Origin of the sequence: Aeromonas sp. FDAARGOS 1407 (assembly GCF_019048725.1) — a bacterium.
Lineage (GTDB): Bacteria > Pseudomonadota > Gammaproteobacteria > Enterobacterales > Aeromonadaceae > Aeromonas > Aeromonas enteropelogenes.
Window position 1 is genome coordinate 1,112,385 of sequence record NZ_CP077399.1, and the last position, 22,616, is coordinate 1,135,000.

37 protein-coding genes are annotated in these 22,616 nt (G+C 55.9%); 34 read left to right on the plus strand and 3 right to left on the minus strand.

Features of this window, described 5'->3' with window-relative positions:
* Positions 1–18 precede the first annotated feature (18 nt).
* The 4 genes from bioH to I6L37_RS05275 all read left to right on the plus strand — a co-directional run bounded on the left by bioH (position 19) and on the right by I6L37_RS05275 (position 2,222).
* Positions 19–783, plus strand: a complete 765-nt coding sequence (gene bioH / locus I6L37_RS05260; RefSeq protein WP_216993449.1) for a pimeloyl-ACP methyl ester esterase BioH — start codon at positions 19–21, stop codon at positions 781–783.
* Between the two features lie 71 nt (positions 784–854).
* Positions 855–1,088 carry a flagellar hook protein FlgE gene (locus I6L37_RS05265; RefSeq protein WP_042027316.1) on the plus strand — a complete coding sequence of 78 codons (234 nt, stop codon included), beginning with the start codon at positions 855–857 and terminating at the stop codon, positions 1,086–1,088.
* 1 nt (position 1,089) lies between these two features.
* Complete coding sequence (locus I6L37_RS05270) at positions 1,090–1,860, plus strand: putative metalloprotease CJM1_0395 family protein (RefSeq protein ID WP_216993450.1); 771 nt, start codon at positions 1,090–1,092, stop codon at positions 1,858–1,860.
* An 83-nt stretch (positions 1,861–1,943) separates the two neighbouring features.
* On the plus strand, positions 1,944–2,222 hold the full coding sequence (locus tag I6L37_RS05275; RefSeq protein ID WP_026456822.1) for a hypothetical protein: 279 nt from the start codon (positions 1,944–1,946) through the stop codon (positions 2,220–2,222).
* A 57-nt stretch (positions 2,223–2,279) separates the two neighbouring features.
* Here the strand turns inward: I6L37_RS05275 and I6L37_RS05280 are convergent, their stop codons facing one another.
* On the minus strand, positions 2,280–4,589 hold the full coding sequence (locus tag I6L37_RS05280; protein ID WP_216993451.1) for a Tex family protein: 2,310 nt from the start codon (positions 4,587–4,589) through the stop codon (positions 2,280–2,282).
* A gap of 188 nt (positions 4,590–4,777) precedes the next feature.
* Complete coding sequence (gene greB / locus I6L37_RS05285) at positions 4,778–5,251, minus strand: transcription elongation factor GreB (RefSeq protein ID WP_042027321.1); 474 nt, start codon at positions 5,249–5,251, stop codon at positions 4,778–4,780.
* Between the two features lie 227 nt (positions 5,252–5,478).
* Between greB and ompR the strand changes: the two genes are divergently transcribed.
* On the plus strand, positions 5,479–6,201 hold the full coding sequence (gene ompR / locus I6L37_RS05290; RefSeq protein ID WP_026458451.1) for a two-component system response regulator OmpR: 723 nt from the start codon (positions 5,479–5,481) through the stop codon (positions 6,199–6,201).
* A complete protein-coding gene (gene envZ, locus I6L37_RS05295) occupies positions 6,198–7,508 on the plus strand; it encodes a two-component system sensor histidine kinase EnvZ (protein WP_042027322.1) in 1,311 nt (436 codons plus the stop codon). Before ompR ends, envZ begins: the two co-directional genes overlap by 4 nt.
* 36 nt (positions 7,509–7,544) lie before the next feature.
* Here envZ and I6L37_RS05300 read toward each other — a convergent pair whose 3' ends face one another.
* Positions 7,545–8,459, minus strand: coding sequence for a DMT family transporter (locus I6L37_RS05300; protein ID WP_026456042.1), 915 nt, complete (start codon positions 8,457–8,459; stop codon positions 7,545–7,547).
* Between the two features lie 356 nt (positions 8,460–8,815).
* Between I6L37_RS05300 and rpsJ the strand changes: the two genes are divergently transcribed.
* From rpsJ to rplQ, 28 genes are all read left to right on the plus strand, one after another.
* The gene (gene rpsJ, locus I6L37_RS05305; protein WP_005307944.1) at positions 8,816–9,127 is read left to right on the plus strand and encodes a 30S ribosomal protein S10; all 312 of its coding nucleotides are present in this window, start codon (positions 8,816–8,818) and stop codon (positions 9,125–9,127) included.
* A gap of 22 nt (positions 9,128–9,149) precedes the next feature.
* On the plus strand, positions 9,150–9,782 hold the full coding sequence (gene rplC / locus I6L37_RS05310) for a 50S ribosomal protein L3 (protein WP_005307947.1): 633 nt from the start codon (positions 9,150–9,152) through the stop codon (positions 9,780–9,782).
* 17 nt (positions 9,783–9,799) lie between these two features.
* The gene (rplD, locus tag I6L37_RS05315) at positions 9,800–10,405 is read left to right on the plus strand and encodes a 50S ribosomal protein L4 (RefSeq protein WP_005307949.1); all 606 of its coding nucleotides are present in this window, start codon (positions 9,800–9,802) and stop codon (positions 10,403–10,405) included.
* A complete protein-coding gene (rplW, locus tag I6L37_RS05320) occupies positions 10,405–10,704 on the plus strand; it encodes a 50S ribosomal protein L23 (protein WP_342690021.1) in 300 nt (99 codons plus the stop codon). The genes rplD and rplW overlap by 1 nt, the downstream gene beginning before the upstream one ends.
* 15 nt (positions 10,705–10,719) lie before the next feature.
* Positions 10,720–11,541, plus strand: coding sequence for a 50S ribosomal protein L2 (gene rplB, locus I6L37_RS05325; protein WP_026456043.1), 822 nt, complete (start codon positions 10,720–10,722; stop codon positions 11,539–11,541).
* A 22-nt stretch (positions 11,542–11,563) separates the two neighbouring features.
* A complete protein-coding gene (rpsS, locus tag I6L37_RS05330; protein WP_005307960.1) occupies positions 11,564–11,842 on the plus strand; it encodes a 30S ribosomal protein S19 in 279 nt (92 codons plus the stop codon).
* A 10-nt stretch (positions 11,843–11,852) separates the two neighbouring features.
* A complete protein-coding gene (gene rplV / locus I6L37_RS05335; RefSeq protein WP_005319741.1) occupies positions 11,853–12,197 on the plus strand; it encodes a 50S ribosomal protein L22 in 345 nt (114 codons plus the stop codon).
* Between the two features lie 3 nt (positions 12,198–12,200).
* On the plus strand, positions 12,201–12,914 hold the full coding sequence (gene rpsC / locus I6L37_RS05340) for a 30S ribosomal protein S3 (RefSeq protein ID WP_005331168.1): 714 nt from the start codon (positions 12,201–12,203) through the stop codon (positions 12,912–12,914).
* Positions 12,915–12,927: 13 nt separating this feature from the next.
* Positions 12,928–13,341 carry a 50S ribosomal protein L16 gene (gene rplP / locus I6L37_RS05345; RefSeq protein ID WP_005307963.1) on the plus strand — a complete coding sequence of 138 codons (414 nt, stop codon included), beginning with the start codon at positions 12,928–12,930 and terminating at the stop codon, positions 13,339–13,341.
* Positions 13,341–13,532, plus strand: coding sequence for a 50S ribosomal protein L29 (gene rpmC / locus I6L37_RS05350; RefSeq protein WP_005307965.1), 192 nt, complete (start codon positions 13,341–13,343; stop codon positions 13,530–13,532). Before rplP ends, rpmC begins: the two co-directional genes overlap by 1 nt.
* A complete protein-coding gene (rpsQ, locus tag I6L37_RS05355; protein ID WP_005307966.1) occupies positions 13,532–13,780 on the plus strand; it encodes a 30S ribosomal protein S17 in 249 nt (82 codons plus the stop codon). Before rpmC ends, rpsQ begins: the two co-directional genes overlap by 1 nt.
* Before the next feature lie 147 nt (positions 13,781–13,927).
* Positions 13,928–14,296, plus strand: a complete 369-nt coding sequence (gene rplN / locus I6L37_RS05360) for a 50S ribosomal protein L14 (RefSeq protein WP_005307975.1) — start codon at positions 13,928–13,930, stop codon at positions 14,294–14,296.
* A gap of 11 nt (positions 14,297–14,307) precedes the next feature.
* Entirely contained in the window at positions 14,308–14,625 is a 318-nt protein-coding gene (rplX, locus tag I6L37_RS05365) for a 50S ribosomal protein L24 (protein WP_005307977.1), read from the plus strand.
* Between the two features lie 13 nt (positions 14,626–14,638).
* Entirely contained in the window at positions 14,639–15,178 is a 540-nt protein-coding gene (gene rplE / locus I6L37_RS05370; protein ID WP_005331162.1) for a 50S ribosomal protein L5, read from the plus strand.
* A 10-nt stretch (positions 15,179–15,188) separates the two neighbouring features.
* Positions 15,189–15,494 carry a 30S ribosomal protein S14 gene (gene rpsN / locus I6L37_RS05375; RefSeq protein ID WP_005340609.1) on the plus strand — a complete coding sequence of 102 codons (306 nt, stop codon included), beginning with the start codon at positions 15,189–15,191 and terminating at the stop codon, positions 15,492–15,494.
* Between the two features lie 20 nt (positions 15,495–15,514).
* Positions 15,515–15,907 (plus strand): 30S ribosomal protein S8, encoded by a 393-nt coding sequence (rpsH, locus tag I6L37_RS05380; RefSeq protein ID WP_010672564.1) that lies wholly within the window; start codon positions 15,515–15,517, stop codon positions 15,905–15,907.
* Between the two features lie 13 nt (positions 15,908–15,920).
* Entirely contained in the window at positions 15,921–16,454 is a 534-nt protein-coding gene (gene rplF / locus I6L37_RS05385) for a 50S ribosomal protein L6 (RefSeq protein WP_026456045.1), read from the plus strand.
* Between the two features lie 9 nt (positions 16,455–16,463).
* Positions 16,464–16,817: a 50S ribosomal protein L18 gene (gene rplR / locus I6L37_RS05390; protein WP_005340606.1), complete on the plus strand. Its 354-nt coding sequence runs from the start codon at positions 16,464–16,466 to the stop codon at positions 16,815–16,817.
* Positions 16,818–16,831: 14 nt separating this feature from the next.
* Complete coding sequence (gene rpsE / locus I6L37_RS05395) at positions 16,832–17,332, plus strand: 30S ribosomal protein S5 (RefSeq protein ID WP_005342686.1); 501 nt, start codon at positions 16,832–16,834, stop codon at positions 17,330–17,332.
* A gap of 6 nt (positions 17,333–17,338) precedes the next feature.
* On the plus strand, positions 17,339–17,518 hold the full coding sequence (gene rpmD / locus I6L37_RS05400; protein WP_005307985.1) for a 50S ribosomal protein L30: 180 nt from the start codon (positions 17,339–17,341) through the stop codon (positions 17,516–17,518).
* Between the two features lie 2 nt (positions 17,519–17,520).
* Positions 17,521–17,958, plus strand: coding sequence for a 50S ribosomal protein L15 (gene rplO, locus I6L37_RS05405; RefSeq protein WP_026456046.1), 438 nt, complete (start codon positions 17,521–17,523; stop codon positions 17,956–17,958).
* Positions 17,959–17,966: 8 nt separating this feature from the next.
* Positions 17,967–19,295: a preprotein translocase subunit SecY gene (secY, locus tag I6L37_RS05410; RefSeq protein ID WP_026456047.1), complete on the plus strand. Its 1,329-nt coding sequence runs from the start codon at positions 17,967–17,969 to the stop codon at positions 19,293–19,295.
* A gap of 27 nt (positions 19,296–19,322) precedes the next feature.
* The gene (gene rpmJ / locus I6L37_RS05415; protein ID WP_005319705.1) at positions 19,323–19,436 is read left to right on the plus strand and encodes a 50S ribosomal protein L36; all 114 of its coding nucleotides are present in this window, start codon (positions 19,323–19,325) and stop codon (positions 19,434–19,436) included.
* A gap of 139 nt (positions 19,437–19,575) precedes the next feature.
* Positions 19,576–19,932 (plus strand): 30S ribosomal protein S13, encoded by a 357-nt coding sequence (gene rpsM / locus I6L37_RS05420; RefSeq protein WP_005307991.1) that lies wholly within the window; start codon positions 19,576–19,578, stop codon positions 19,930–19,932.
* Positions 19,933–19,946: 14 nt separating this feature from the next.
* Entirely contained in the window at positions 19,947–20,336 is a 390-nt protein-coding gene (gene rpsK / locus I6L37_RS05425) for a 30S ribosomal protein S11 (protein ID WP_005319702.1), read from the plus strand.
* A 40-nt stretch (positions 20,337–20,376) separates the two neighbouring features.
* Positions 20,377–20,997, plus strand: a complete 621-nt coding sequence (gene rpsD / locus I6L37_RS05430) for a 30S ribosomal protein S4 (protein ID WP_005307996.1) — start codon at positions 20,377–20,379, stop codon at positions 20,995–20,997.
* A 25-nt stretch (positions 20,998–21,022) separates the two neighbouring features.
* Complete coding sequence (rpoA, locus tag I6L37_RS05435; protein WP_005307997.1) at positions 21,023–22,012, plus strand: DNA-directed RNA polymerase subunit alpha; 990 nt, start codon at positions 21,023–21,025, stop codon at positions 22,010–22,012.
* 43 nt (positions 22,013–22,055) lie between these two features.
* Entirely contained in the window at positions 22,056–22,439 is a 384-nt protein-coding gene (gene rplQ, locus I6L37_RS05440; RefSeq protein ID WP_005307999.1) for a 50S ribosomal protein L17, read from the plus strand.
* Positions 22,440–22,616: the final 177 nt, after the last annotated feature.

Sequence of the window (22,616 nt, forward strand, 5' to 3'; positions counted from 1 at the left end):
CAAGGATCTTGAGTCTAGATGAGCGTATCGGTAGAGCGGTTTGGTCAGGGGCCCGATCTGGTGCTGTTGCACGGATGGGGGATGAACGGCGCCGTCTGGCATGGCATTGTCCCGTCATTGGCGGAAAATTACCGGGTACATCTGGTGGATCTGCCGGGGTTTGGCAACAGCCCGCTGGCCGACACGGTCGATTACAGCCTCTCCTGGCTAGCGGAGCAGGTTGCGGCCGTATTGCCGGAAAAATGCCATCTGCTCGGCTGGTCCCTCGGTGGTCTGGTCGCCAGCCAGATTGCCCTGAGCCATCCCGAGCGTGTCGCAAGCCTTATCACGGTAGCCAGTTCCCCCTGCTTTATGGCCCGCGACGAGTGGCCCGGGATCGCCCCCAAGGTGTTGACCGGTTTCAACCAGATGCTGGCAGGGGATTTTCGCCAGACCATAGAGCGCTTCCTCGCGATCCAGGCGATGGGCAGCGAACATGCCCGCGACGATATCCGTCAGCTGCGCCACTGGCTGGCTGAACGGCCGGCTCCGCAACTGGCCGCGCTGGAGGCCGGGCTCGGTTTGTTGGCCGACATCGATCTGCGCGATGAGTTGGCGTCGCTTTCACTGCCCTGGCTGCGGGTCTATGGCCGACTGGATTCACTGGTGCCCAAGGCGGTCATTCCCCTACTGGACGAGCGTTACCCCGCCAGTCGCAGCGTGACCTTCAACAAGGCCTCGCATGCGCCTTTTATCTCCCATCCAACGGAGTTTGTTGAAGCCATCAGGCATTTTGTTGGCTAAAAAACAGCCTGAAAGCTTCATTAATCCTCCGAGGTGACGGATAATTAGTCTGTTCCCAGAGGAGTTACATCATGCGTATTGAATCTGCCTTCAACAGCGGGGTGCAGGGGTTCCAGCGAGCTGAACAGATCGCCGATCGGGCGTCCAGCCAGATCGCCCGCCTCAATACCCCGAGTGGCGATCAGGTGCAAGTGACGGATGAGCTGGTCAACCTCAAGGTGGCGGAGATCCAGGCTGGCGCCTCCACCAAGGTGATGCAGACCGCCAGCGATATGATGGGCACCCTGATCGATATCCGGGTGTGATATGAACGTCAATGTCAGCCTGCCCACGCTGATCCCTACCCAGCTGCAACCTCAAGTGGAAGCGGCCAGGACGGATAATCGCCGGGCCGAGCTGATCCCGCAGACCCGCTCCGGACAGGCATCCAGCGCCGAAACCGAAGTCGGTTCCCAGAAAGAGAAATCGAAAGCCGGTCAGACGGCCAGCAGCACTTTGCCGGCCCAGAACAATCGTGAGTCAACTCAGCCCACGATTCCCCATGCCCTGGATCACCGTTTTGTCGAGGCGACTGGTGAAGATGGGCAGCGCAAGCAACAGGATCCCAAGCAGCAGGAACAGCAACAACGGCAGGAGCAACAGGTCAAGGAGCTGAGTGACCGAGATCAGGAGGTGCGTACCCATGAGCAGGCGCACCAGTCTGTCGGTGGCGCTTATGCCGGTGCGCCTACCTACCAATTTTCGTTGGGGCCGGATGGCAAGCGTTATGCCACTGGCGGTGAAGTGTCTATCGATACTGGCGAGGTGGCGGGAGATCCCGAAGCCACCATTGCCAAGATGCAACAGGTCCGTGCTGCGGCCCTTGCTCCTGCAGAGCCCTCTGCCCAGGACTTGAGCGTAGCCCGCAGTGCTGCCTCAACAGAGGCCAAGGCCCGCAAGGCACTGATGGCCGAGCATGATCCCGCGACCACGGGCGTGCTGAGTACTTACATGGATCGACGCAACCAGGTGATAGCTGGCCGCTACCAGCAAGCGGTCAGTCCGGCGGCTGGCCACTCCCTTAATCTCCAGGTCTGAATTCCCTGCGCGATACTTTTCTTTGTTCCCCGGTTTTGCAACTAATCTGAAGGTCAGGCCCATCCTATCTAGCAGGAGCTGTCATGCACTTTGATGAAGTCAAACCGGAAGATTTCGCCACTTTCTCCCGCGTTCCTCCGCCACACCTCCAGATGGAACAGTTTTTGATGCAGCTGGGTGGCGGTGGGACCGAGGGGACCCACTTCAAGAAGAAGGTAATGCTGGCGGCGGGCTGGAACCATACCGGCGTGGTCTCCTATGGCAAGTATCCACAGGAGGCCTGCAAGGCATTCAATCGACTGCGGGAGGTGCTGGCCCAGCATCAGGATCCCGAGAGCATCCTGAACACCTTGAGCCAGTAAGCTCGCGCCTGATGCAAAAAGCCCCTCGCGGGGCTTTTTGCATTTTCTGGCTGCGCTTTATTTCTTGGTCTTGGAGAGGGCTGCAGCAAAGGCGTTGCCCATGGCGCCGCCCATAGGGGCATTTTGACGCGATTCGTGTCTGGGCTTGGCATTGCCACCCTGGTGGTGATGCGGCTGTGCCGGTTTGCGTGCCGGCTGGCCGGCCTTCTCGTCCAGACGCATGGTCAGGCTGATTCGTTTGCGTGGCACATCCACCTCCAGCACCTTGACCCGCACTATGTCGCCTGCCTTGACCACCTCGCGGGGATCCTTGACGAAGCGATCGGTCAGGGAGGAGATGTGCACCAGGCCATCCTGATGGACGCCGATGTCGACGAAGGCGCCGAAGTTGGTGACGTTGGTAACCACCCCTTCCAGCACCATTTCGGGCACCAGATCGCTTAACTTCTCCACGCCCTCCTTGAAGGTGGCGGTCTTGAACTCGGGGCGAGGGTCGCGACCAGGTTTGTCCAGCTCGCCTATGATGTCGGTCACGGTGGGCACGCCAAACTGCTCGTCGGTGTAGTCGGTGGGCCTCAGGCTGCGCAGCAGGCTGCTGTTGCCGAGTAGGTTATCCACCGTCTGTTCCAGTTTGGCGAGGATCCGCTCCACCACGGGGTAGGATTCCGGGTGCACGGCAGAGCCATCCAGCGGGTTGCTGCCGCCACGAATGCGAAGGAAGCCGGCACACTGTTCGAAAGCCTTGGGCCCGAGCCTGCTCACTTTCAGCAACTGTTGACGGTTCTGGAAGGCGCCATGTTCATCGCGATAGGCGACGATGTTCTGGGCCAGGGTCTGGGAGAGGCCGGACACCCGGTTGAGCAGGGCGACCGAGGCGGTGTTCACATCCACTCCCACCGCGTTCACGCAGTCCTCGACCACGGCATCCAGTCGGCGGGCCAGCTGGCTTTGGCCGACATCGTGCTGGTATTGACCGACACCGATGCTCTTGGGATCGATCTTGACCAGCTCGGCCAGCGGATCTTGCAGGCGGCGGGCGATGGAGACGGCGCCGCGCAGAGAGACATCGAGATCCGGAAACTCCAGGGAGGCGAGCTCGGAGGCGGAGTAGACCGAGGCCCCGGCTTCGCTCACTACAATCTTCTGGGCCCTGGCGGCGGGGTAGCGCTCGAACAGATCGCTCACCAAGCGGTCGGTCTCCCGCGAGGCGGTACCGTTGCCGATGCTGATAAGCTCTACCTTGTGCTTCTGGCACAGTTCGCTCAGGGTCTTGAGGCTCTGATCCACCTGGCGTTTCGGTTCGAACGGATAGATGGTCGCGGTATCGACCAACTTGCCGGTGGCATCGACTACGGCCACCTTGACCCCGGTGCGGATGCCGGGATCCAGCCCCATGGTGCAACGCATGCCGGCCGGGGCTGCCATCAGCAGATCCTTGAGGTTCATGGCGAACACCTTGATCGCCTCCTCTTCCGCCGACTCACGGATGCGGCCGATGAGCTCGGTCTCCATCTGCAAGGAGAGCTTGATCTTCCAGGTCCAACTCACTACCCCCTGCAGCCACTTGTCGACGGGGCGGTTTTGCAGATTGAGCTTGAGATGGTGGGCGATGATCCCCTCGCAGGGGCTGGCGCTCTCATCCTCGCCTGTGACTAGCGCCAGGTTGAGCACGCCCTCGTTGCGGCCGCGCAACATGGCCAGCACCCGATGGGAGGGGGCCTTGTGCAGCGGCTCGTCGTGTTCGAAGTAGTCCTTGAACTTGACCCCCTCCTGCTCCTTGCCGGCCACCACGCGGGCACGCAGGGTGGCGTTTTGCCACAGATAGTCGCGCAGCTTCTCCAGCAGATCGGCCTGCTCGGCGAAGCGTTCCATCAGGATGTAGCGGGCGCCGTCGAGGGCGCTCTTGCTATCTGTGATGCCTTGCTCGGCATTAAGGAAGGCGGTGGCCTCCTGCTCCGGATCCCGCATCGGGTCGTCCAGCAGCAGATTCGCCAGCGGTTCCAGCCCGGCTTCAATGGCCGTCTGTCCCTTGGTGCGGCGCTTGGGTTTGTAGGGCAGGTAGAGGTCTTCCAGCCGGGTTTTGCTGTCGGCTTCGTTCAGCTCACGGGCCAGCTCGGGGGTGAGCTTGCCCTGCTCCTCAATGGAACGCAGGATCACCTGGCGGCGGTCTGCCAGCTCGCGCAGGTAGCCGAGGCGGCTCTCCAGGGTGCGCAACTGGCTGTCGTCCAGTCCGCCGGTGACCTCTTTGCGGTAACGGGCGATAAAGGGAACGGTGGCACCTTCATCCAGCAGACGAATGGCGGCTTCGATTTGTTGCGGGCGAGCGTTCAACTCGCCGGCGATCTGTCTCTCAATGCTTTGCGTCATGGTATCTGTTGAGCGCCTCTGTTGATCGATTCGCGCCATCCGGCGCCGAGTGTGAGCACTATATGGGGTCGCGCAGGTGGATGCCACCCTGTCGCACTGGGGGCAAGCCGCTTCGAGCCGATTGGGGGGCGTCATCGGCTGGAGGAGGGGAAACAAGGTTGGGGGGAAGTGGCTCCTTCCCCTGCATGCTACTTGGTGTAACTGATCTCGTTGACATACCAGCAGGCATCACCGACCGGCGTACGCACTATGGCCTCGTCGCCGACCTCTTTCTTGAGCAGGGCGCGGGCCATGGGGGAGTCGATGGAGATGTAATCCTTGCGACCGAAGATTTCGTCATAGCCGACGATACGAAAGCGCTTGATCTCGCCCTCTTCGCTCTCCACCTCGACCCAGGCGCCGAAGAAGACCTTGCCCTCCTGGGCCGGGGAATAGTCGACGATCCCCAGCTCCTCCAGACATTTACGCAGATAGCGCACCCGCCTGTCGATCTCTCGCAACCGCTTCTTGTTGTACTGGTAGTCGGCATTTTCGCTGCGATCCCCCAGGCTGGCCGCCCAGGCGACCTTTCTGGTGACCTCGGGGCGCTCCTGACGCCACAGGAAATCGAGTTCTTCCTTCAGCTTGTTATAACCTTCGCGGGTGATCAGCTTTGTCTTCATGGTGATCCGTGATCTGGTCAAATGGAGGAGGTCGAGTCTAACTGCACGGGAATATTAGCTTTTGTCATCCTGCTGTCGAGGGAAATCGTGGTCCGTAGCCAGGGGGCTGAGTCTACTTTGTCTTGGTGGGGAAGTGGGATCCAGGTAATAACCGGTAACACATTTATGCTTTTCTCCCGTACTGACGGCCCCTAGTATTGAGGCAGATGATATTGAGAGGCAAAGCGATGAGTCAGCAGCAATACAAGATCCTGGTCGTGGACGACGATCTGAAACTACGCTCCCTGCTTGAGCGCTACCTGACCGAACAGGGGTTCGTGGTGCGCGGTGTGGCCAATGGTGAGCAGGCCGATCGTCTGCTGACGCGCGAAAATTTCAGCCTGATGGTGCTCGATCTGATGCTGCCTGGCGAAGACGGCCTCTCCATCTGCCGTCGTCTGCGCGAGGGGGGCAACCAGATCCCTGTGCTGATGCTGACCGCCAAGGGAGATGAAGTAGATCGCATCGTCGGGCTCGAGATGGGGGCCGACGACTATCTGCCCAAGCCGTTCAATCCGCGCGAGTTGCTGGCCCGGATCCGCGCCGTGCTGCGTCGCCACACCATCGAGTTGCCGGGGGCGCCTTCTACCGCCGAAAAAGTGGTCAGCTTTGGCGGTTACCAGCTCAATCTGGCGACCCGGGAACTGAGTCGTGATGGCGAGCCCATGGCCCTGACCAGCGGAGAGTTTGCGGTGCTCAAGGTGCTGGTCAGCCACCCTCGCGAGCCGCTCTCCCGCGACAAGTTGATGAATCTGGCCAGGGGGCGCGAATACACGGCGACCGAGCGCAGCATAGACGTGCAGGTATCCCGCTTGCGCCGTATGCTGGAGCAGGATCCGGCCCAGCCCCGCTATCTGCAGACTGTCTGGGGATTGGGCTACGTCTTCGTCCCGGACGGTGAACGCACATGAAAAAAGCGGGTAGCATGTTCTCCCGCATGCTCTGGTTTCTGGCCGCCGTGCTGGTGGTCTATCAGATCGTTTCTTATGCCACTTTCTACAATTATCTGCTGGCGCCGACCGTCAAGCAGATCAGCCATCTGCTGGCCAACCAGGTCAAACTGATTTTTCCGGTCGAGAGCAACCAGCTGGAGTTGAGTGACGATGCCGAGGCGCTGGTCTATGTGGCGACCGGCAGCGATATCTACACCCAGAGCGAGGCGGAACAACATGGGCTCAAGGAGTCCAAGCCCTATCGTTATCTGGCAGAGAATATCAGTAAGGAGCTGGGTGGCCCGACCAAGGTGCGGGTCGAGATCCAGGATCACTACATCATCTGGATCCAGCCACCTCAGGCCAGCAAGATCTGGGTGCGCATCCCCTTGACCGAGATCGAGGACGATGACATAGAGCCGCTGATCCTCTACATGAGCGTCTTGCTGGTGATCACCCTGTTTGCCGCCTGGCGTTTCGCTCGCCAGCTGGTGCGCCCGCTGGAAGATCTGGAGGCCGGGGCTGTCTCGGTGGCGCGGGGCAACTTCCCCGATGCGCTCGGGGAGCAGGGGTCGCGGGAGGTGCGTCGGTTGACCCGCACTTTCAACCACATGTCCAATTCCATCAAGGGGTTGATCGAGGAACGCAACCTGATGATGGCCGGTGTCTCCCACGATCTGCGCACGCCGCTGACCCGCATTCGACTGGCGACCGAGATGATGTCGTCCGGGGATGAGTACCTCAAGGAGAGCATCAACGCCGATATCGACGAATCCAACGCTATCATCGATCAGTTCATCGACTACATCCGTCCGGACGAGGTGAAAAATCTGGATCCTGTCGACCTGACCCAGCTGGTGCACGATGCCTTGCTGATGCATGCCGAGCAGGGGCTGGAGGTCGAGCTGGCCCTGCCGGAAGAGGCGGTCAGGGTGGCGTGTAATCCGGTCAGCATGCGCCGGGTGCTGAGTAACCTGTCGGGTAACTCATTGCGCTATGGCGCAACCCGGCTGCTTGGCGAGTTGAAGGATGATGGCCACTGGGTGCGCTTGCGCCTCTCTGATGATGGGCCCGGGATCCCGGAGCAGGACCACTTTCGAGTGCTCAAGCCATTTACTCAGGGCAATTTGGCGCGCACCACAGGGGGGAGCGGCCTTGGGCTCGCCATCGTCGCCCGGATCGTGGCCCAGCATCACGGTACCATCCGGCTGGGGCGCTCGGAGTGGGGAGGGCTGCAGGTGGAGATCCGCTTGCCGAAGCATCAGCCGCAGGAGTGGATGGATTGAAAAGGGGGCGTATCGAGTGATACGCCCCTTGCATTATCAGGCTTGAGGTTCGCTCGCCTTGCGATAGCGCTTGCCGTATTTCAGCTGCTGGATCAGCAATGCCGCCACGATCAGCGCCAGCCCGATAGGGGTTGCCGGGTGGATAGTCTCGCCGATCAGCAGGTTGAGCAGCACCAGGGAGGCAAAGGGGGAAATGAAGATGAGGTTGCTGATGGGGGCCGTGTTGGTGGCATGGCGTAAGGCCATCAACCAGAGCACAAAGCCGAACCCCATCTCGAACAGCCCCACATAGATGGCGCCTGCCCATCCCTGCCAGGCAGTCATGGCGAAATCGGAGAGCAGCCAGGTCGCCACGACAATGAACGGCAGGCTGATGATGAAACCGAGCAGCAGGCTGACGACGGGATCCCCCTGATTGCGGGTATTGAGGATCCAGTAGCTGGCCCAGATGAGGGTGGACACCAGTGCCAGCGTCACCCCGAGCGGGCTATCAAACTGCAGGGAGAAGACATCCCCCCTGGTGGCGATCACCAGGGCACCGAAGTAGCCCAGCACGATGGCGACGCCATCGCGGCGGCGCAGCTTCTGGCCGAGGAAGGGGACGGCCAGCAGGCTGAGCGTAATGGCCCAGGTGTAGTTGAGGGTCTGTGCCTGCTGGGCCGGCAACAGGTCGTACGCTTTGAACAGCAGCAGGTAATAGAGGAAAGGGTTCAGTACTCCAAGCGCCAGATAGTAGAGGGGGCGAGCTTTGATGTAATCCCGCAGCAGTGCCAGCTTGCCTTGTTTGGCAACGATGGCGGTCAGCGTCAGCGTCGAGGTGAAGGCGGCAACCAGCAGCAACTGAACCGGTTCGAAATAGGTGAGGGAGACCTTGAAGGCACTGGCGACCGTCGACCAGAGGGCCACGGCGCAGAGTCCGTACTGATAGGCTTTCTTTTGATCTTTAAGCATTGAAAGTCGTTCCGTTGACGAAGGCGGGGGCCAGTGTATCAGCCAGCTTGCGAGGTTGTCGTGGCTCCCGTTCGTGCGCCAAACGAGCAGGTTAGTGCGAGATCCATCTGTCACATAAAATTGCGCACAATCTGTTCGCTTTCCCTTGCGCAAATTTGAAAAATCCGTATAATCCCCTCCGCTTACCCATGAGGTAAGCCAGACGATATGTCTGCTTGCTGAGTTTCCCCGGTTACGGGCACCAGCCATACAGTCCTCCCGATATGGGAGGAAACGTGAAAAATCACACCTCTGGCGGGAGTAATCTCGGTCGGGCGGTGTTGATTTATGTTCTTTTATCTATTGGAGCTCTGTCAATGCAGAACCAAAGAATCCGTATCCGCCTGAAGGCTTTTGATCATCGTCTGATTGATCAATCCACTGCGGAAATCGTTGAAACTGCTAAGCGCACTGGCGCGCAGGTTCGCGGTCCTATCCCGCTGCCGACTCGCAAAGAGCGTTTCACCGTTCTGATCTCCCCGCACGTCAACAAAGACGCGCGTGATCAGTACGAGATCCGCACTCACAAGCGTCTGGTAGACATCGTTGAGCCGACTGACAAGACCGTAGACGCTCTGATGCGTCTGGATCTGGCAGCTGGTGTAGACGTCCAGATCAGCCTGGGTTAATTACGGAAAGAGGTTGATAACAATGACAATCGGTCTTGTAGGTCGCAAAGTGGGTATGACTCGCATCTTCACTGAAGATGGCGTTTCTATCCCCGTGACTGTTATCGAAGTTGAAGCTAACCGTGTAACTCAGGTCAAATCTGTAGAAACCGACGGCTACAACGCTATTCAGGTTACCACTGGCTCCAAGAAAGCTAGCCGCGTAACCAAGCCGGAAGCTGGCCACTTCGCCAAAGCTGGTGTAGAAGCCGGTCGCGGTCTGTGGGAATTCCGCCTGAACAACGGTGAAACTTTCACTGTTGGTAGCGAGCTGAAAGTAGATCTTCTCGCTGACGTTAAGCTGGTAGACGTTACCGGCACATCCAAGGGTAAAGGTTTTGCCGGTACTGTTAAGCGCTGGAACTTCCGCACCCAGGATATGACCCACGGTAACTCTCTGTCCCACCGTGTACCTGGCTCCATCGGTCAAAACCAGACCCCGGGCCGTGTATTCAAGGGCAAAAAGATGGCTGGTCACATGGGTGCTGAGCGTGTAACGACTCAGAACCTGGAACTGGTTCGTGTTGACGCTGAACGCAACCTGCTGCTCATCAAAGGCGCAGTACCGGGTGCAACCAACGGCAACGTGATCGTTAAACCTGCCGTCAAAGCGTAACGTCTGAGGAGATAGTAATGGAATTGGTAATGAAAGACGCCAAGAGCGCTCTTGAAGTTTCCGAGACTACCTTCGGGCGCGAATTCAACGAAGCTCTGGTTCACCAGGTTGTCGTTGCTTATGCCGCTGGTGCCCGTCAGGGTACTCGTGCGCAGCTGACTCGCTCTGAAGTGTCTGGTGGCGGCAAAAAGCCGTGGCGTCAGAAGGGTACTGGTCGTGCCCGTGCTGGCTCCATCCGTTCGCCCATTTGGCGTTCCGGTGGTGTGACTTTTGCTGCTAAGCCGCAAGATCACAGCCAGAAAGTAAACAAGAAGATGTACCGCGGCGCTATCCGTAGCATCCTGTCCGAGCTGGTACGTCAAGAGCGCCTGATCGTTGTTGAGAAGTTCGGCATCGAAGCTCCGAAAACCAAAGAACTGATCGCCAAGCTGAAAGAAATGGAACTGTCTGACGTTCTGATCGTGACTGCTGAAGTCGATGAGAACCTGTTCCTGGCTGCTCGTAACCTGTACAAAGTTGACGTGCGTGACGTTGCCGGTATCGACCCGGTCAGCCTGATCGCTTTCGACAAGGTTCTGATGACTGCTGACGCAGTTAAGCAAATCGAGGAGATGCTGGCATGATCCGTGAAGAGCGTCTGCTGAAAGTTCTGAAGGCTCCGCACATCTCTGAAAAGAGCACCATGGTTGCAGAAAAGCAGAACACTATCGTGTTCAAAGTTGCTGTTGATGCCACCAAGGCGGAAGTCAAAGCTGCAGTTGCGAAACTGTTCGAGGTCGAAGTTGAGACCGTCCGTACCCTGAACATGAAGGGTAAGACCAAGCGCGCAGGTGCACGCGTAGGCCGTCGTTCCGATTGGAAAAAGGCTTATGTGACCCTGAAAGCTGGTCAGGACATCGACTTCATGGGCGCAGCCGAGTAAGAGGAGTTCTGAAAAATGGCAATCGTTAAGTGCAAGCCTACTTCTCCGGGCCGCCGCCACGTCGTCAAGATCGTCAACCAAGACCTGTACAAGGGCAAGCCCTTTGCAGCTCTGCTGGACAAGAAAGACAAGTCCGGTGGTCGTAACAACAACGGCCGCATCACCACCCGTCACATCGGCGGTGGTCACAAGCAACACTACCGTATCGTCGACTTCAAGCGCGACAAAGACGGTATCCCGGCCAAAGTAGAGCGCCTGGAATACGATCCGAACCGTACCGCTAACATCGCTCTGGTGTTGTACGCAGACGGTGAGCGTCGTTACATCCTGGCTCCGAAAGGCCTGAAAGCTGGTGACGCTATCGCTTCTGGTGCTGATGCAGCCATCAAGGTAGGTAACGCCCTGCCGATGCGCAACATCCCGGTCGGTTCTACCGTTCACGCCGTTGAGATGAAGCCTGGTAAAGGTGCCCAGCTGGCTCGTTCCGCTGGTACTTTCATCCAGATCCTGGCTCGTGAAGGTAACTATGTAACTCTGCGTCTGCGTTCCGGCGAAGTGCGTAAAGTTCTGGCCGAGTGCCGCGCCACCATCGGTGAAGTTGGTAACTCCGAGCACATGTTGCGTCAACTGGGTAAAGCCGGTGCAAACCGCTGGCGTGGTATTCGTCCGACCGTTCGCGGTATGGCGATGAACCCGGTAGACCACCCGCACGGTGGTGGTGAGGGTCGTAACAAGGGCATGCAGCCTGTGTCCCCATGGGGCCAGAAGGCTAAAGGCTTCAAGACCCGTAAGAACAAGCGTACCGACAAGTACATCGTACGTCGTCGTAACAAGTAATTGTTAACATAGAGGAATCACCATGCCACGTTCTCTCAAGAAGGGTCCATTTATCGACCTGCACTTGCTGAAGAAGGTAGAGAAAGCGGTGGAAAGCGGGGATAAAAAGCCGGTTAAAACCTGGTCCCGTCGTTCAATGATCATCCCGAACATGATCGGTTTGACCATCGCTGTCCATAATGGTCGTCAGCACGTTCCGGTTTTCGTTACCGAAGAAATGATCGGTCACAAACTGGGTGAATTCGCACCTACTCGTACTTATCGCGGCCATGCTGCTGATAAGAAGGCTAAGAAGCGCTAAGGGATAAATGATGGAAGCTATCGCTAAACACCGTTATGCCCGTACTTCTGCCCAGAAAGCTCGTCTGGTAGCCGATCAAGTACGTGGTCTGTCCGTAGACAAGGCTCTGAACATCCTGACCTTCAGCCCGAAAAAGGCTGCTGTTCTGGTGAAGAAAGTGCTGGAATCTGCCATTGCCAACGCTGAGCACAACGAAGGCGCCGACATCGACGCACTGCGTGTTGCCACTATCATGGTTGACGAAGGTCCCTCCATGAAGCGTATCCGTCCTCGTGCCAAAGGTCGCGCGGATCGTATCCTCAAGCGTACCGCTCACATCACTGTAGTGGTATCCGACGCTAAGGCTGGGAGATAAGCAATGGGTCAGAAAGTACATCCTAATGGCATTCGCCTGGGTATTACCAAGCCTTGGAATTCTACCTGGTTCGCGAACACCAAAGACTTCGCTGACAACCTGTACAGCGATTTTCAAGTACGCCAGTTCCTGACCAAGGAACTGAAAAACGCGTCCTTGTCCAAGATCACCATCGAGCGTCCGGCCAAGAGCATCCGTGTGACCATTCACACTGCTCGTCCGGGTGTTGTGATCGGTAAGAAAGGCGAAGACGTTGAGAAACTGCGCAAAGCTGTAGCCGCAATTGCTGGTGTGCCTGCTCAGATCAACATTTCCGAAGTCCGCAAGCCGGAGCTGGATGGCAAACTGGTTGCCGACAGCATCACTTCCCAGCTGGAGCGTCGTGTAATGTTCCGTCGTGCTATGAAGCGCGCCGTACAAAACGCCATGCGCCTGGGTGCCAAGGGCATCAAAGTGGAAGTTTCCGGTCGTCTGGGCGGCGCTGAAATCGCGCGTACCGAATGGTACCGTGAAGGTCGTGTGCCTTTGCACACCCTGCGTGCCGACATTGACTACGCAACTTCTGAAGCCCACACCACTTACGGTGTGATCGGCGTTAAAGTTTGGATCTTCAAGGGCGAAGTTCTGGGTGGTCTGGCTGCTGTCAACGCTGCCGCTGCTCAAGAGCAAGCTCCTGCGAAGCCCAAGCGTGACAACAAGCGCCGCGCTGCCAAGTAAGGAGATTCGGTAAATGTTGCAACCTAAGCGTACTAAATTCCGCAAGACCCACAAAGGTCGTAACCGCGGTCTGGCCAACTCTGGTAACGAAGTATCCTTCGGTACCTTTGGCCTGAAGGCGACATCTCGTGGTCAGCTGACTGCTCGTCAAATCGAAGCAGCCCGTCGTGCCATGACCCGTCACGTTAAGCGTCAAGGTAAGATCTGGATCCGTGTGTTCCCGGACAAGCCCATCACCGAGAAGCCCCTGGAAGTTCGTATGGGTAAAGGTAAGGGTAACGTGGAATACTGGGTTTGCCCGATCCAGCCTGGCAAGGTTCTGTACGAGATGGACGGTGTACCTGAGGCTCTGGCGCGTGAAGCGTTTGCCCTGGCCGCAGCTAAGCTGTCTGTTCAGACCACTTTCGTAATTAAGACGGTGATGTGATGAAAGCCCAAGATCTGCGTCAAAAGAGCGTCGAAGAACTGAACCAGGAACTGCTGGGCCTGCTGCGTGAGCAATTCAACATGCGCATGCAAGCATCCACCGGCCAGCTGGCTCAGACTCACACTCTGAAACAAGTGCGTCGTGACGTCGCACGTATCAAGACTGTACTGACTGAGAAGGCAGGTGCGTAATGACTGACAAAATCCGTACTCTGCAGGGTCGTGTAATCAGCGACAAGATGGACAAGTCCATCACTGTTGCCATCGAGCGCAAGGTAAAGCACCCGATCTACGGTAAGATCATCAAGCGTACTACCAAGCTGCACGTGCATGACGAAAACAACGAGTGCAAAGCTGGCGATCTCGTGGAAATCCGCGAGTGCCGCCCGCTGTCCAAGACCAAGTCCTGGACCCTGGTTGCTGTCGTAGAAAAGGCCTAATCGGTACTTTTTTGCCCAAACGGCCCCTTCCAGGGGCCGTTTGTTTTTTAGGCTACCTTTTCTAAAAATCCTGTGTTATAGTTTCGCGCCTTTTGAAGGCAGCCAGATCCCGTTGGGGATAAGAAGTAAACAAAGCGGAGCACTAAGATGATCCAGATGCAAAGTATGCTGGGTGTTGCCGACAACTCCGGCGCTCGCAGTGTAATGTGTATTAAGGTTCTGGGTGGCTCGCACCGCCGTTACGCCGGCATCGGCGACATCATCAAGGTTTCCATCAAGGAAGCCATTCCTCGCGGTAAAGTGAAGAAAGGTGATGTGTATAACGCGGTGGTCGTACGCACCCGTAAAGGCGTTCGTCGTCCGGACGGCTCTGTCATCCGTTTCGACAACAATGCGGCTGTGTTGCTTAACAACAACCAACAGCCAATCGGTACTCGTATTTTTGGCCCGGTGACCCGTGAACTGCGTAATGAGAAGTTCATGAAGATTGTGTCCCTGGCACCCGAAGTACTGTAAGGAGTCGAACGATGGCAGCTAAAATCCGTCGCGAAGACGAAGTGATTGTTCTTACCGGCAAAGACAAGGGCAAGCGTGGCAAAGTCACCCAGGTCCTGATTGCCAAAGGTAAGGTAATCGTGGAAGGCATCAACCAGGTGAAGAAGCACCAGAAGCCGGTACCCGCACTGGGTCAGGCTGGCGGTATCGTCACCAAAGAAGCCCCCATCGATGTATCTAACGTAGCGCTGTTCAACTCTGCCACTGGCAAAGCTGACCGCGTTGGTTTCCGGATTGAAGACGGCAAGAAAGTTCGTTTCTTCAAATCCACCGGCGAACTTGTGAAGTAATTGGAGTTTAACGATGGCGAAACTGCATGATTACTACAAATCCGATGTAGTAAATGAACTGTCCAAGCAGTTCGGTTACAAGACTATCATGCAAGTCCCTCGGATCGAGAAAATCACCCTGAACATGGGTGTTGGTGAAGCGATCTCTGACAAGAAGTTGCTGGAAAATGCTGCTGCCGACATGGCTGCCATTTCCGGTCAGAAGCCGCTGATCACCAAAGCTCGCAAATCTGTTGCGGGCTTCAAGATTCGTGAAGGCTACCCGATAGGTTGTAAAGTAACCCTGCGTGGCGAGCGTATGTGGGAGTTCCTGGAACGGCTGATCTGCATCTCCGTACCGCGTATCCGTGACTTCCGTGGCCTGAACGCTAAAGCGTTCGACGGTCGTGGTAACTACTCCATGGGCGTGCGTGAGCAGATCATCTTCCCGGAAATCGACTATGACAAAGTCGATCGCGTCCGTGGTCTGGATATCACCATCACCACTTCCGCGAATACCGATGAAGAAGGCCGTGCTCTGCTGGCTGCCTTTAACTTCCCATTCCGCAAGTAAGGTTAGGGTTATGGCTAAAACATCCATGAAAGCGCGCGAAGCAAAGCGTGCCAAGCTGGTAGCCAAGTACGCGACCAAGCGTGCCGAGCTGAAAGCTATCATCGTTGACATGAACGCTTCTGAAGAAGCGCGTTGGGATGCTGTTCTGCAACTGCAACAGCTGCCCCGTGATTCCAGTCCGTCCCGCCAGCGTAACCGTTGCAATATTACTGGTCGTCCGCACGGTTTCCTGCGCAAGTTTGGCCTGTCTCGCATCAAGGTGCGTGAGCATGCCATGAAGGGCGAAATTCCGGGCCTGAAAAAGGCCTCTTGGTAAAGAATCTCGGGAGTTAGACTATGAGCATGCAAGATCCGATCGCGGATATGCTGACCCGCATCCGTAACGGTCAGGCGGCGAGCAAAGTTGCGGTTTCCATGCCTTCTTCCAAGCTGAAAGTGGCTATTGCCAAAGTGCTGAAAGAAGAAGGTTACATCGCTGGCTACAACGTAGCTGGTGACGTGAAGCCGGAACTGGAAATTGAACTGAAATATTTCCAGGGCAAGCCGGTTGTAGAACTGATCCAACGCGTAAGCCGTCCTGGCCTGCGTATTTACAAGCGCACTACCGATCTGCCGAAAGTAATGGGTGGTCTCGGTGTTGCTATCGTGTCCACGTCTAAAGGTGTGATGACCGACCGTGCTGCTCGCAAAGCAAGCATGGGTGGTGAGATCATCTGCTACGTCGCTTAATAGGAGGTCGGAAATGTCTCGCGTTGCTAAGGCACCCGTCACTATTCCTGCTGGCGTAGAAGTGACTCTGAACGGTCAGGAACTGTCCATCAAAGGTGGTAAAGGTTCTCTGGTTCGTTCTATCCACGCCGCTGTAGAAGTGACCAAAGAAGACAATGTACTGAAGTTCGCCCCGCGCGACGGCATCGCTGGTGCTGACGCTCAGGCCGGTACTGCCCGTGCATTGGTCAACAACATGGTAATCGGTGTTACCCAAGGCTTCGAGCGTAAGCTGCAGCTGGTTGGTGTAGGTTACAAAGCCTCCATCAAGGGCAATGCTGTCGCGCTGGCTCTGGGCTTCTCTCACCCGGTAGAGCATGAGCTGCCGGCTGGTGTAACCGCTGAGTGCCCGTCCCAGACTGAAGTTGTTCTGCGTGGCGTTGACAAGCAGCTGGTTGGCCAAGTCGCCGCCGATATCCGTGCTTACCGCGCTCCGGAGCCCTACAAGGGCAAGGGTGTACGCTATGCCAACGAGCAAGTGCGTACTAAAGAAGCTAAGAAGAAGTAAGGTAACACTATGGACAAGAAAGCAGCTCGTCTCCGTCGTGCTACTCGTGCTCGGAAAAAGATGCAGGAACTGGGAGCCACCCGTCTGGTTGTGCACCGTACCCCGCGTCATATCTATGCGCAGGTTATTGCAGCCAACGGTTCCGAAGTTCTGGCCTCTGCTTCCACAGTAGAGAAAGCCATCAGTGAAGCTCTGAAATACACCGGTAATGCAGACGCTGCTACCGCTGTAGGTAAAGCTATCGCTGAGCGTGCTATTGCCAAAGGCGTTCAGAACGTATCTTTCGATCGTTCCGGTTTCAAGTATCACGGTCGCATCGCTGCTCTGGCAGCTGCTGCACGTGACGCTGGTCTTCAGTTCTAAGCTAGGAGTCGAAGATGGCTAAAGTCGAATCTCAAGCCGGCGAACTGCAAGAAAAGCTGATTGCAGTAAACCGTGTTTCGAAAACTGTTAAAGGTGGTCGTATCATGTCCTTCACCGCGTTGACCGTGGTGGGTGATGGTAACGGCCGTGTAGGTTACGGTTATGGTAAGGCCCGTGAAGTTCCGGCTGCTATTCAAAAAGCAATGGAACAGGCCAAGCGTAACCTGAACAAGGTTGAGCTGAACAATGGCACTCTGCACCACCCGGTGAAAGGTGTTCACTCCGGTTCTACCGTGTTCATGAAGCCGGCCTCCCAAGGTACTGGTATCATCGCAGGCGGCGCTATGCGTGCCGTTCTGGAAGTTGCTGGTATCCACAACGTGCTGGCCAAGACCTACGGTTCCACCAACCCAATCAACGTCGTTCGCGCTACTGTAGACGCTCTGGTTCACGGTCAATCACCGGAACAGATCGCCGCCAAGCGTGGTCTGCGCGTTGAAGAAATTCTGGGGTAATGTGACATGGCTAACACTGTAAAAGTAACTCAAACTCGCAGCTCTATCGGCCGTCTGCCCAAGCATAAGGCGACTCTGCGTGGTCTGGGCCTGCGTCGCATTGGTCACACCGTTGAGCTGGAAGATACTCCTTGCGTACGCGGTATGATCAACCAGGTTTACTACATGGTTAAGGTGGAGGGCTAAGCATGCGTCTGAATACTCTGTCTCCGGCCGCTGGTTCCAAGCGCGTTAAGCACCGTCCGGGCCGTGGTATCGGTTCCGGTCTGGGCAAGACTGGTGGTCGTGGTGTGAAAGGTCAAACCTCTCGTTCCGGTGGCGGTAAAGTCCGCAACGGTTTCGAGGGTGGTCAGATGCCTTTGAAAATCCGTCTGCCGAAGTTCGGTTTCTTCTCTCGCAAATCTTTGGTTTCTGCCGAAGTGCGTCTGAACGAAATCGCCCTGGTAGAAGGTGATGTGGTCGATATGAGCACTCTGAAGCAAGCCGGTGTTGTTACCAAAAACATCGTGTTCGCTAAAGTTGTTCTGTCTGGCAACATTGACCGTGCTGTGACTGTTCGTGGTCTGTCCGTCACCAAAGGTGCACGCGCAGCCATCGAGGCCGCTGGCGGTAAAATCGAGGAATAATCAGTACAATGGCTAAGAAACCAGGATTGGATGTTAAAGCACAGGGTGGTCTGAGTGAACTGAAGAGCCGTCTGCTCTTCGTTCTCGGGGCGATTATCGTTTTCCGTGCAGGCTCTTATGTGCCGATTCCTGGTATTGACGCCGCCGTACTGGCCGAGTTGTTCCAGCAACAGAAGGGCACCATCATTGAGATGTTCAACATGTTCAGTGGTGGTGCACTCTCGCGTGCTTCTATTCTTGCGTTGGGGATCATGCCGTACATTTCGGCATCGATCATTATCCAGCTGCTGACAGTGGTTCACCCCGCTCTTGCTGAACTCAAGAAAGAAGGTGAATCCGGCCGTCGCAAGATTAGCCAATATACCCGTTGGGGCACGCTGGTTTTGGGAACTTTCCAGGCCATTGGTATCGCAACCGGTCTGCCGAACATGATGCAGGGACTCGTGACTAATCCGGGTCTTGGCTTCTACTTCACAGCCGTTGTGAGTCTGGTCACCGGTACCATGTTTTTGATGTGGTTGGGTGAGCAGATTACCGAGCGTGGGATTGGTAATGGTATTTCGCTGATTATTTTCACGGGTATCGTTGCCGGTCTGCCGCATGCCATTGGCGCTACGGCCGAACAGGCACGTCAAGGGGAATTGCACATCCTGCTGTTGTTGTTGCTGGGCTTGATTGTTTTCGCAGTGACTTACTTTGTGGTGTTCGTGGAGCGTGGTCAGCGTCGTATCGTCGTGAACTATGCCAAGCGTCAACAAGGCCGCCAAGTATTCGCAGCGCAAAGCACACACCTGCCGTTGAAAGTAAATATGGCCGGTGTGATTCCTGCGATTTTCGCATCCAGTATCATCCTGTTCCCAGGGACCATCACCTCTTGGTTTGGTCAGGGTGAGGGTAAAGTTGCTGACATTTTGCAGCAGGTCTCTATGGTCCTGCAGCCGGGTCAACCGCTTTACGAGATGCTGTATGCAGCAGCCATTATCTTCTTCTGCTTCTTCTATACTGCGCTGGTGTTCAATCCGCGCGAGACAGCAGACAACCTGAAGAAGAGTGGAGCCTTTATCCCGGGGATTCGCCCGGGCGAGCAGACAGCACGTTATATCGATAAGGTTATGACTCGCCTGACATTGGCAGGTGCACTCTATATAACCTTTATCTGTCTGGTACCCCAGTTCCTGATGACTGCCTGGAACGTACAGTTCTATTTCGGTGGCACCTCGCTGCTGATTATCGTGGTAGTTATCATGGACTTCATGGCTCAGGTTCAGACCCATATGATGTCTCATCAATATGGCGACGTCCTGAGGAAGGCCAACCTGAAGGGCTACGGCCGCTAAAGGTCGGCGTAGTTACGGAGTTAAGCAATGAAAGTTCGTGCTTCCGTTAAGGCAATCTGCCGTAACTGCAAAATCATCAAGCGTCACGGTGTGGTGCGTGTGATTTGCAGCGAGCCTAAGCATAAGCAACGCCAAGGCTAATTTTTTACGGTTAGTACTTGCAACAAATAGTTGTGCTGGCTAATATAGCCAGCCAACTTTTGTTGTGTATTGGTTGACCGCCACGTATCCGCTCACGGGCTTTGTGGTGGTCGTAATCTACTATATGTAGGAGTGAATAGTGGCCCGTATCGCTGGCATTAACATTCCTGACCATAAGCATGCTGTCATCGCTTTGACTGCTATTTATGGCGTCGGTCGTACCCGCTCCAAGGCCATCTGTGCCGCAGCCGGTATCGCTGAGAATGTGAAAATTAAAGACCTGGACGAAGCTCAGATCGAGAGTCTGCGTGAACAAGTAGGTAAATTCACCGTTGAAGGTGACCTGCGTCGTCAGATTTCCATGAACATCAAGCGTTTGATGGATCTGGGTTGCTACCGTGGTTTGCGTCACCGTCGTAGCCTGCCTGTTCGTGGTCAACGTACCAAGACCAACGCTCGTACCCGTAAGGGTCCGCGCAAGGCTATCAAGAAGTAACGGGAAGGTAGAAAATGGCTAAAACTCCGACTCGTGCTCGCAAGCGCGTTAAAAAGCAAGTGAGCGACGGTATTGCGCACGTTCATGCATCTTTCAACAACACAATCGTGACCATTACTGACCGTCAGGGCAATGCTCTGTCTTGGGCTACCTCTGGTGGTTCTGGTTTCCGTGGTTCCCGTAAGTCCACTCCGTTTGCTGCCCAGGTAGCTGCTGAGCGCGCTGGTGAGATCGCCAAAGAATACGGCGTGAAGAACCTGGAAGTCATGGTCAAAGGTCCGGGTCCCGGTCGTGAGTCTTCCATCCGCGCTCTGAACGCGGCTGGTTTCCGCATCACTAACATTACTGATGTGACTCCGATCCCGCACAACGGTTGTCGTCCTCCCAAGAAGCGCCGCGTGTAACGCGTTTAGCTACTTGGTCTAGGATTGTTGGAGAAAGAAGATGGCAAGATATATCGGTCCTAAGCTTAAGCTTAGCCGTCGTGAGGGCACCGACCTCTTCCTGAAGTCTGGTGTTCGTGCGATTGATTCTAAGTGCAAGATTGACACCGTTCCTGGTCAACACGGTGCGCGTAAAGCGCGTCTGTCTGACTACGGTGTTCAGCTGCGCGAGAAACAAAAAGTTCGTCGTATCTACGGCGTATTGGAAAAACAGTTCCGCAACTACTACCGCGACGCTGCCCGTCAAAAGGGTAACACCGGTGAAAACCTGTTGCAGCTGCTGGAAGGTCGTTTGGACAACGTTGTTTACCGTATGGGCTTCGGCGCTACCCGTGCTGAGTCTCGTCAGCTGGTGAGCCACAAGGCTATCATGGTCAACGGTCGCGTTGTGAACATTCCTTCTTTCCAGGTTTCCCCTGAGGACGTGATCTGCGTTCGTGAGAAGGCTAAGAAGCAAGCGCGTATCAAAGCTGCCCTTGAGGTTGCTGGTCAGCGCGAGAAGCCGACTTGGGTAGAGGTTGATGCCGCTAAAATGGAAGGTGCCTTCAAGCGCCTGCCGGAGCGTTCCGACCTGTCTGCCGACATTAACGAACAGCTGATCGTCGAGCTTTACTCCAAGTAAAGCTAGCTTCTAAAGAGAGGACACAATGCTGGGTTCTGTAACAGATTTTCTTAAACCGCGGCTAGTTGACATCGAGCAAGTTAGCCCGACTCATGCGAAAGTGACTCTTGAGCCACTTGAGCGTGGCTTTGGTCACACGCTGGGCAATGCCCTGCGTCGTATTTTGCTGTCTTCTATGCCCGGTTGTGCAGTTACTGAAGTCGAAATTGACGGGGTACTGCATGAGTACAGCAGCAAAGAAGGTGTACAGGAAGACATTCTTGAAATCCTGCTCAACCTGAAAGGTATCGCTGTGAAGCTGGAAGGCAAGGACGAGGTAACTCTGTCCCTGACCAAGTCTGGAACAGGCCCCGTTACCGCTGGTGATATCACTCACGGTGATGAAGTCGAGATCGTAAACCCGGAGCACGTAATCTGCCACCTGACTGGTGCCAATGCTGAAATCAGCATGCGCCTGAAAGTTCAGCGCGGTCGTGGTTATGTGCCTGCTTCTGCTCGTGTTCACAACGATGATGAAGAGCGTCCTATCGGTCGTCTGCTGCTGGACTCCGCGTTCAGCCCCATCGTTCGTATTGCCTACAATGTTGAGGCAGCACGGGTTGAACAGCGTACCGACTTGGACAAGCTGGTCATCGACATGGAGACCAATGGTACCCTGGATCCTGAAGAAGCCATCCGTCGTTCTGCCACTATTCTGGCCGAGCAACTGGAAGCCTTCGTGGATCTGCGCGATGTCAGCGTGCCCGAGAAGAAAGAAGAGAAACCCGAGTTTGATCCGATTCTGCTGCGTCCTGTCGATGATTTGGAGCTGACAGTTCGTTCTGCGAACTGTCTGAAGGCAGAAGCTATCCACTATATTGGTGATCTGGTACAGCGTACCGAAGTTGAGTTGCTTAAGACTCCTAACCTCGGTAAGAAGTCCCTGACTGAGATCAAGGACGTGTTGGCCTCCCGTGGTCTGTCTCTTGGCATGCGCCTTGAGAACTGGCCGCCCGCCAGCATCGCTGACGAGTAATCCAGATTACGGGTTTCACAGATTTAGTTAGAAGGATAAGGTCATGCGCCATCGTTTGAGTGGTCGTCAACTGAACCGGAACAGCAGCCATCGTCAGGCTATGTTCCGCAACATGGCCAGCTCCCTGGTTCGTCATGAGATCATCAAGACGACTCTGCCTAAGGCAAAAGAGCTGCGTCGTGTAGTTGAACCGCTGATCACCCTTGCCAAGACTGATAGCGTTGCTAATCGTCGCCTGGCATTTGCCCGTACTCGCGATAACGCGATCGTGGCTAAGCTGTTCAATGAACTGGGCCCGCGCTACCTGGAGCGCGCCGGCGGTTATACTCGCATTCTGAAATGCGGTTTCCGTGCTGGCGACAACGCCCCTATGGCTTACATTGAGCTGGTAGACCGCCCGGCCGCTGCTGAAGCAGCTGCTGAGTGATAAAAGAAAAAGCCGGGCTTGTCCCGGCTTTTCTTTTAATGGATTCTGATACTGCCTCAACTGCCTCAACTGCCTCAACTGCCTCAACTGCCTCAACTGCCTCAACTGCCTCAACTGCCTCAACTGCCTCAACTGCCTCAACTGCCTCAACTGCCTCAACTGCCTCAACTGCCTCAA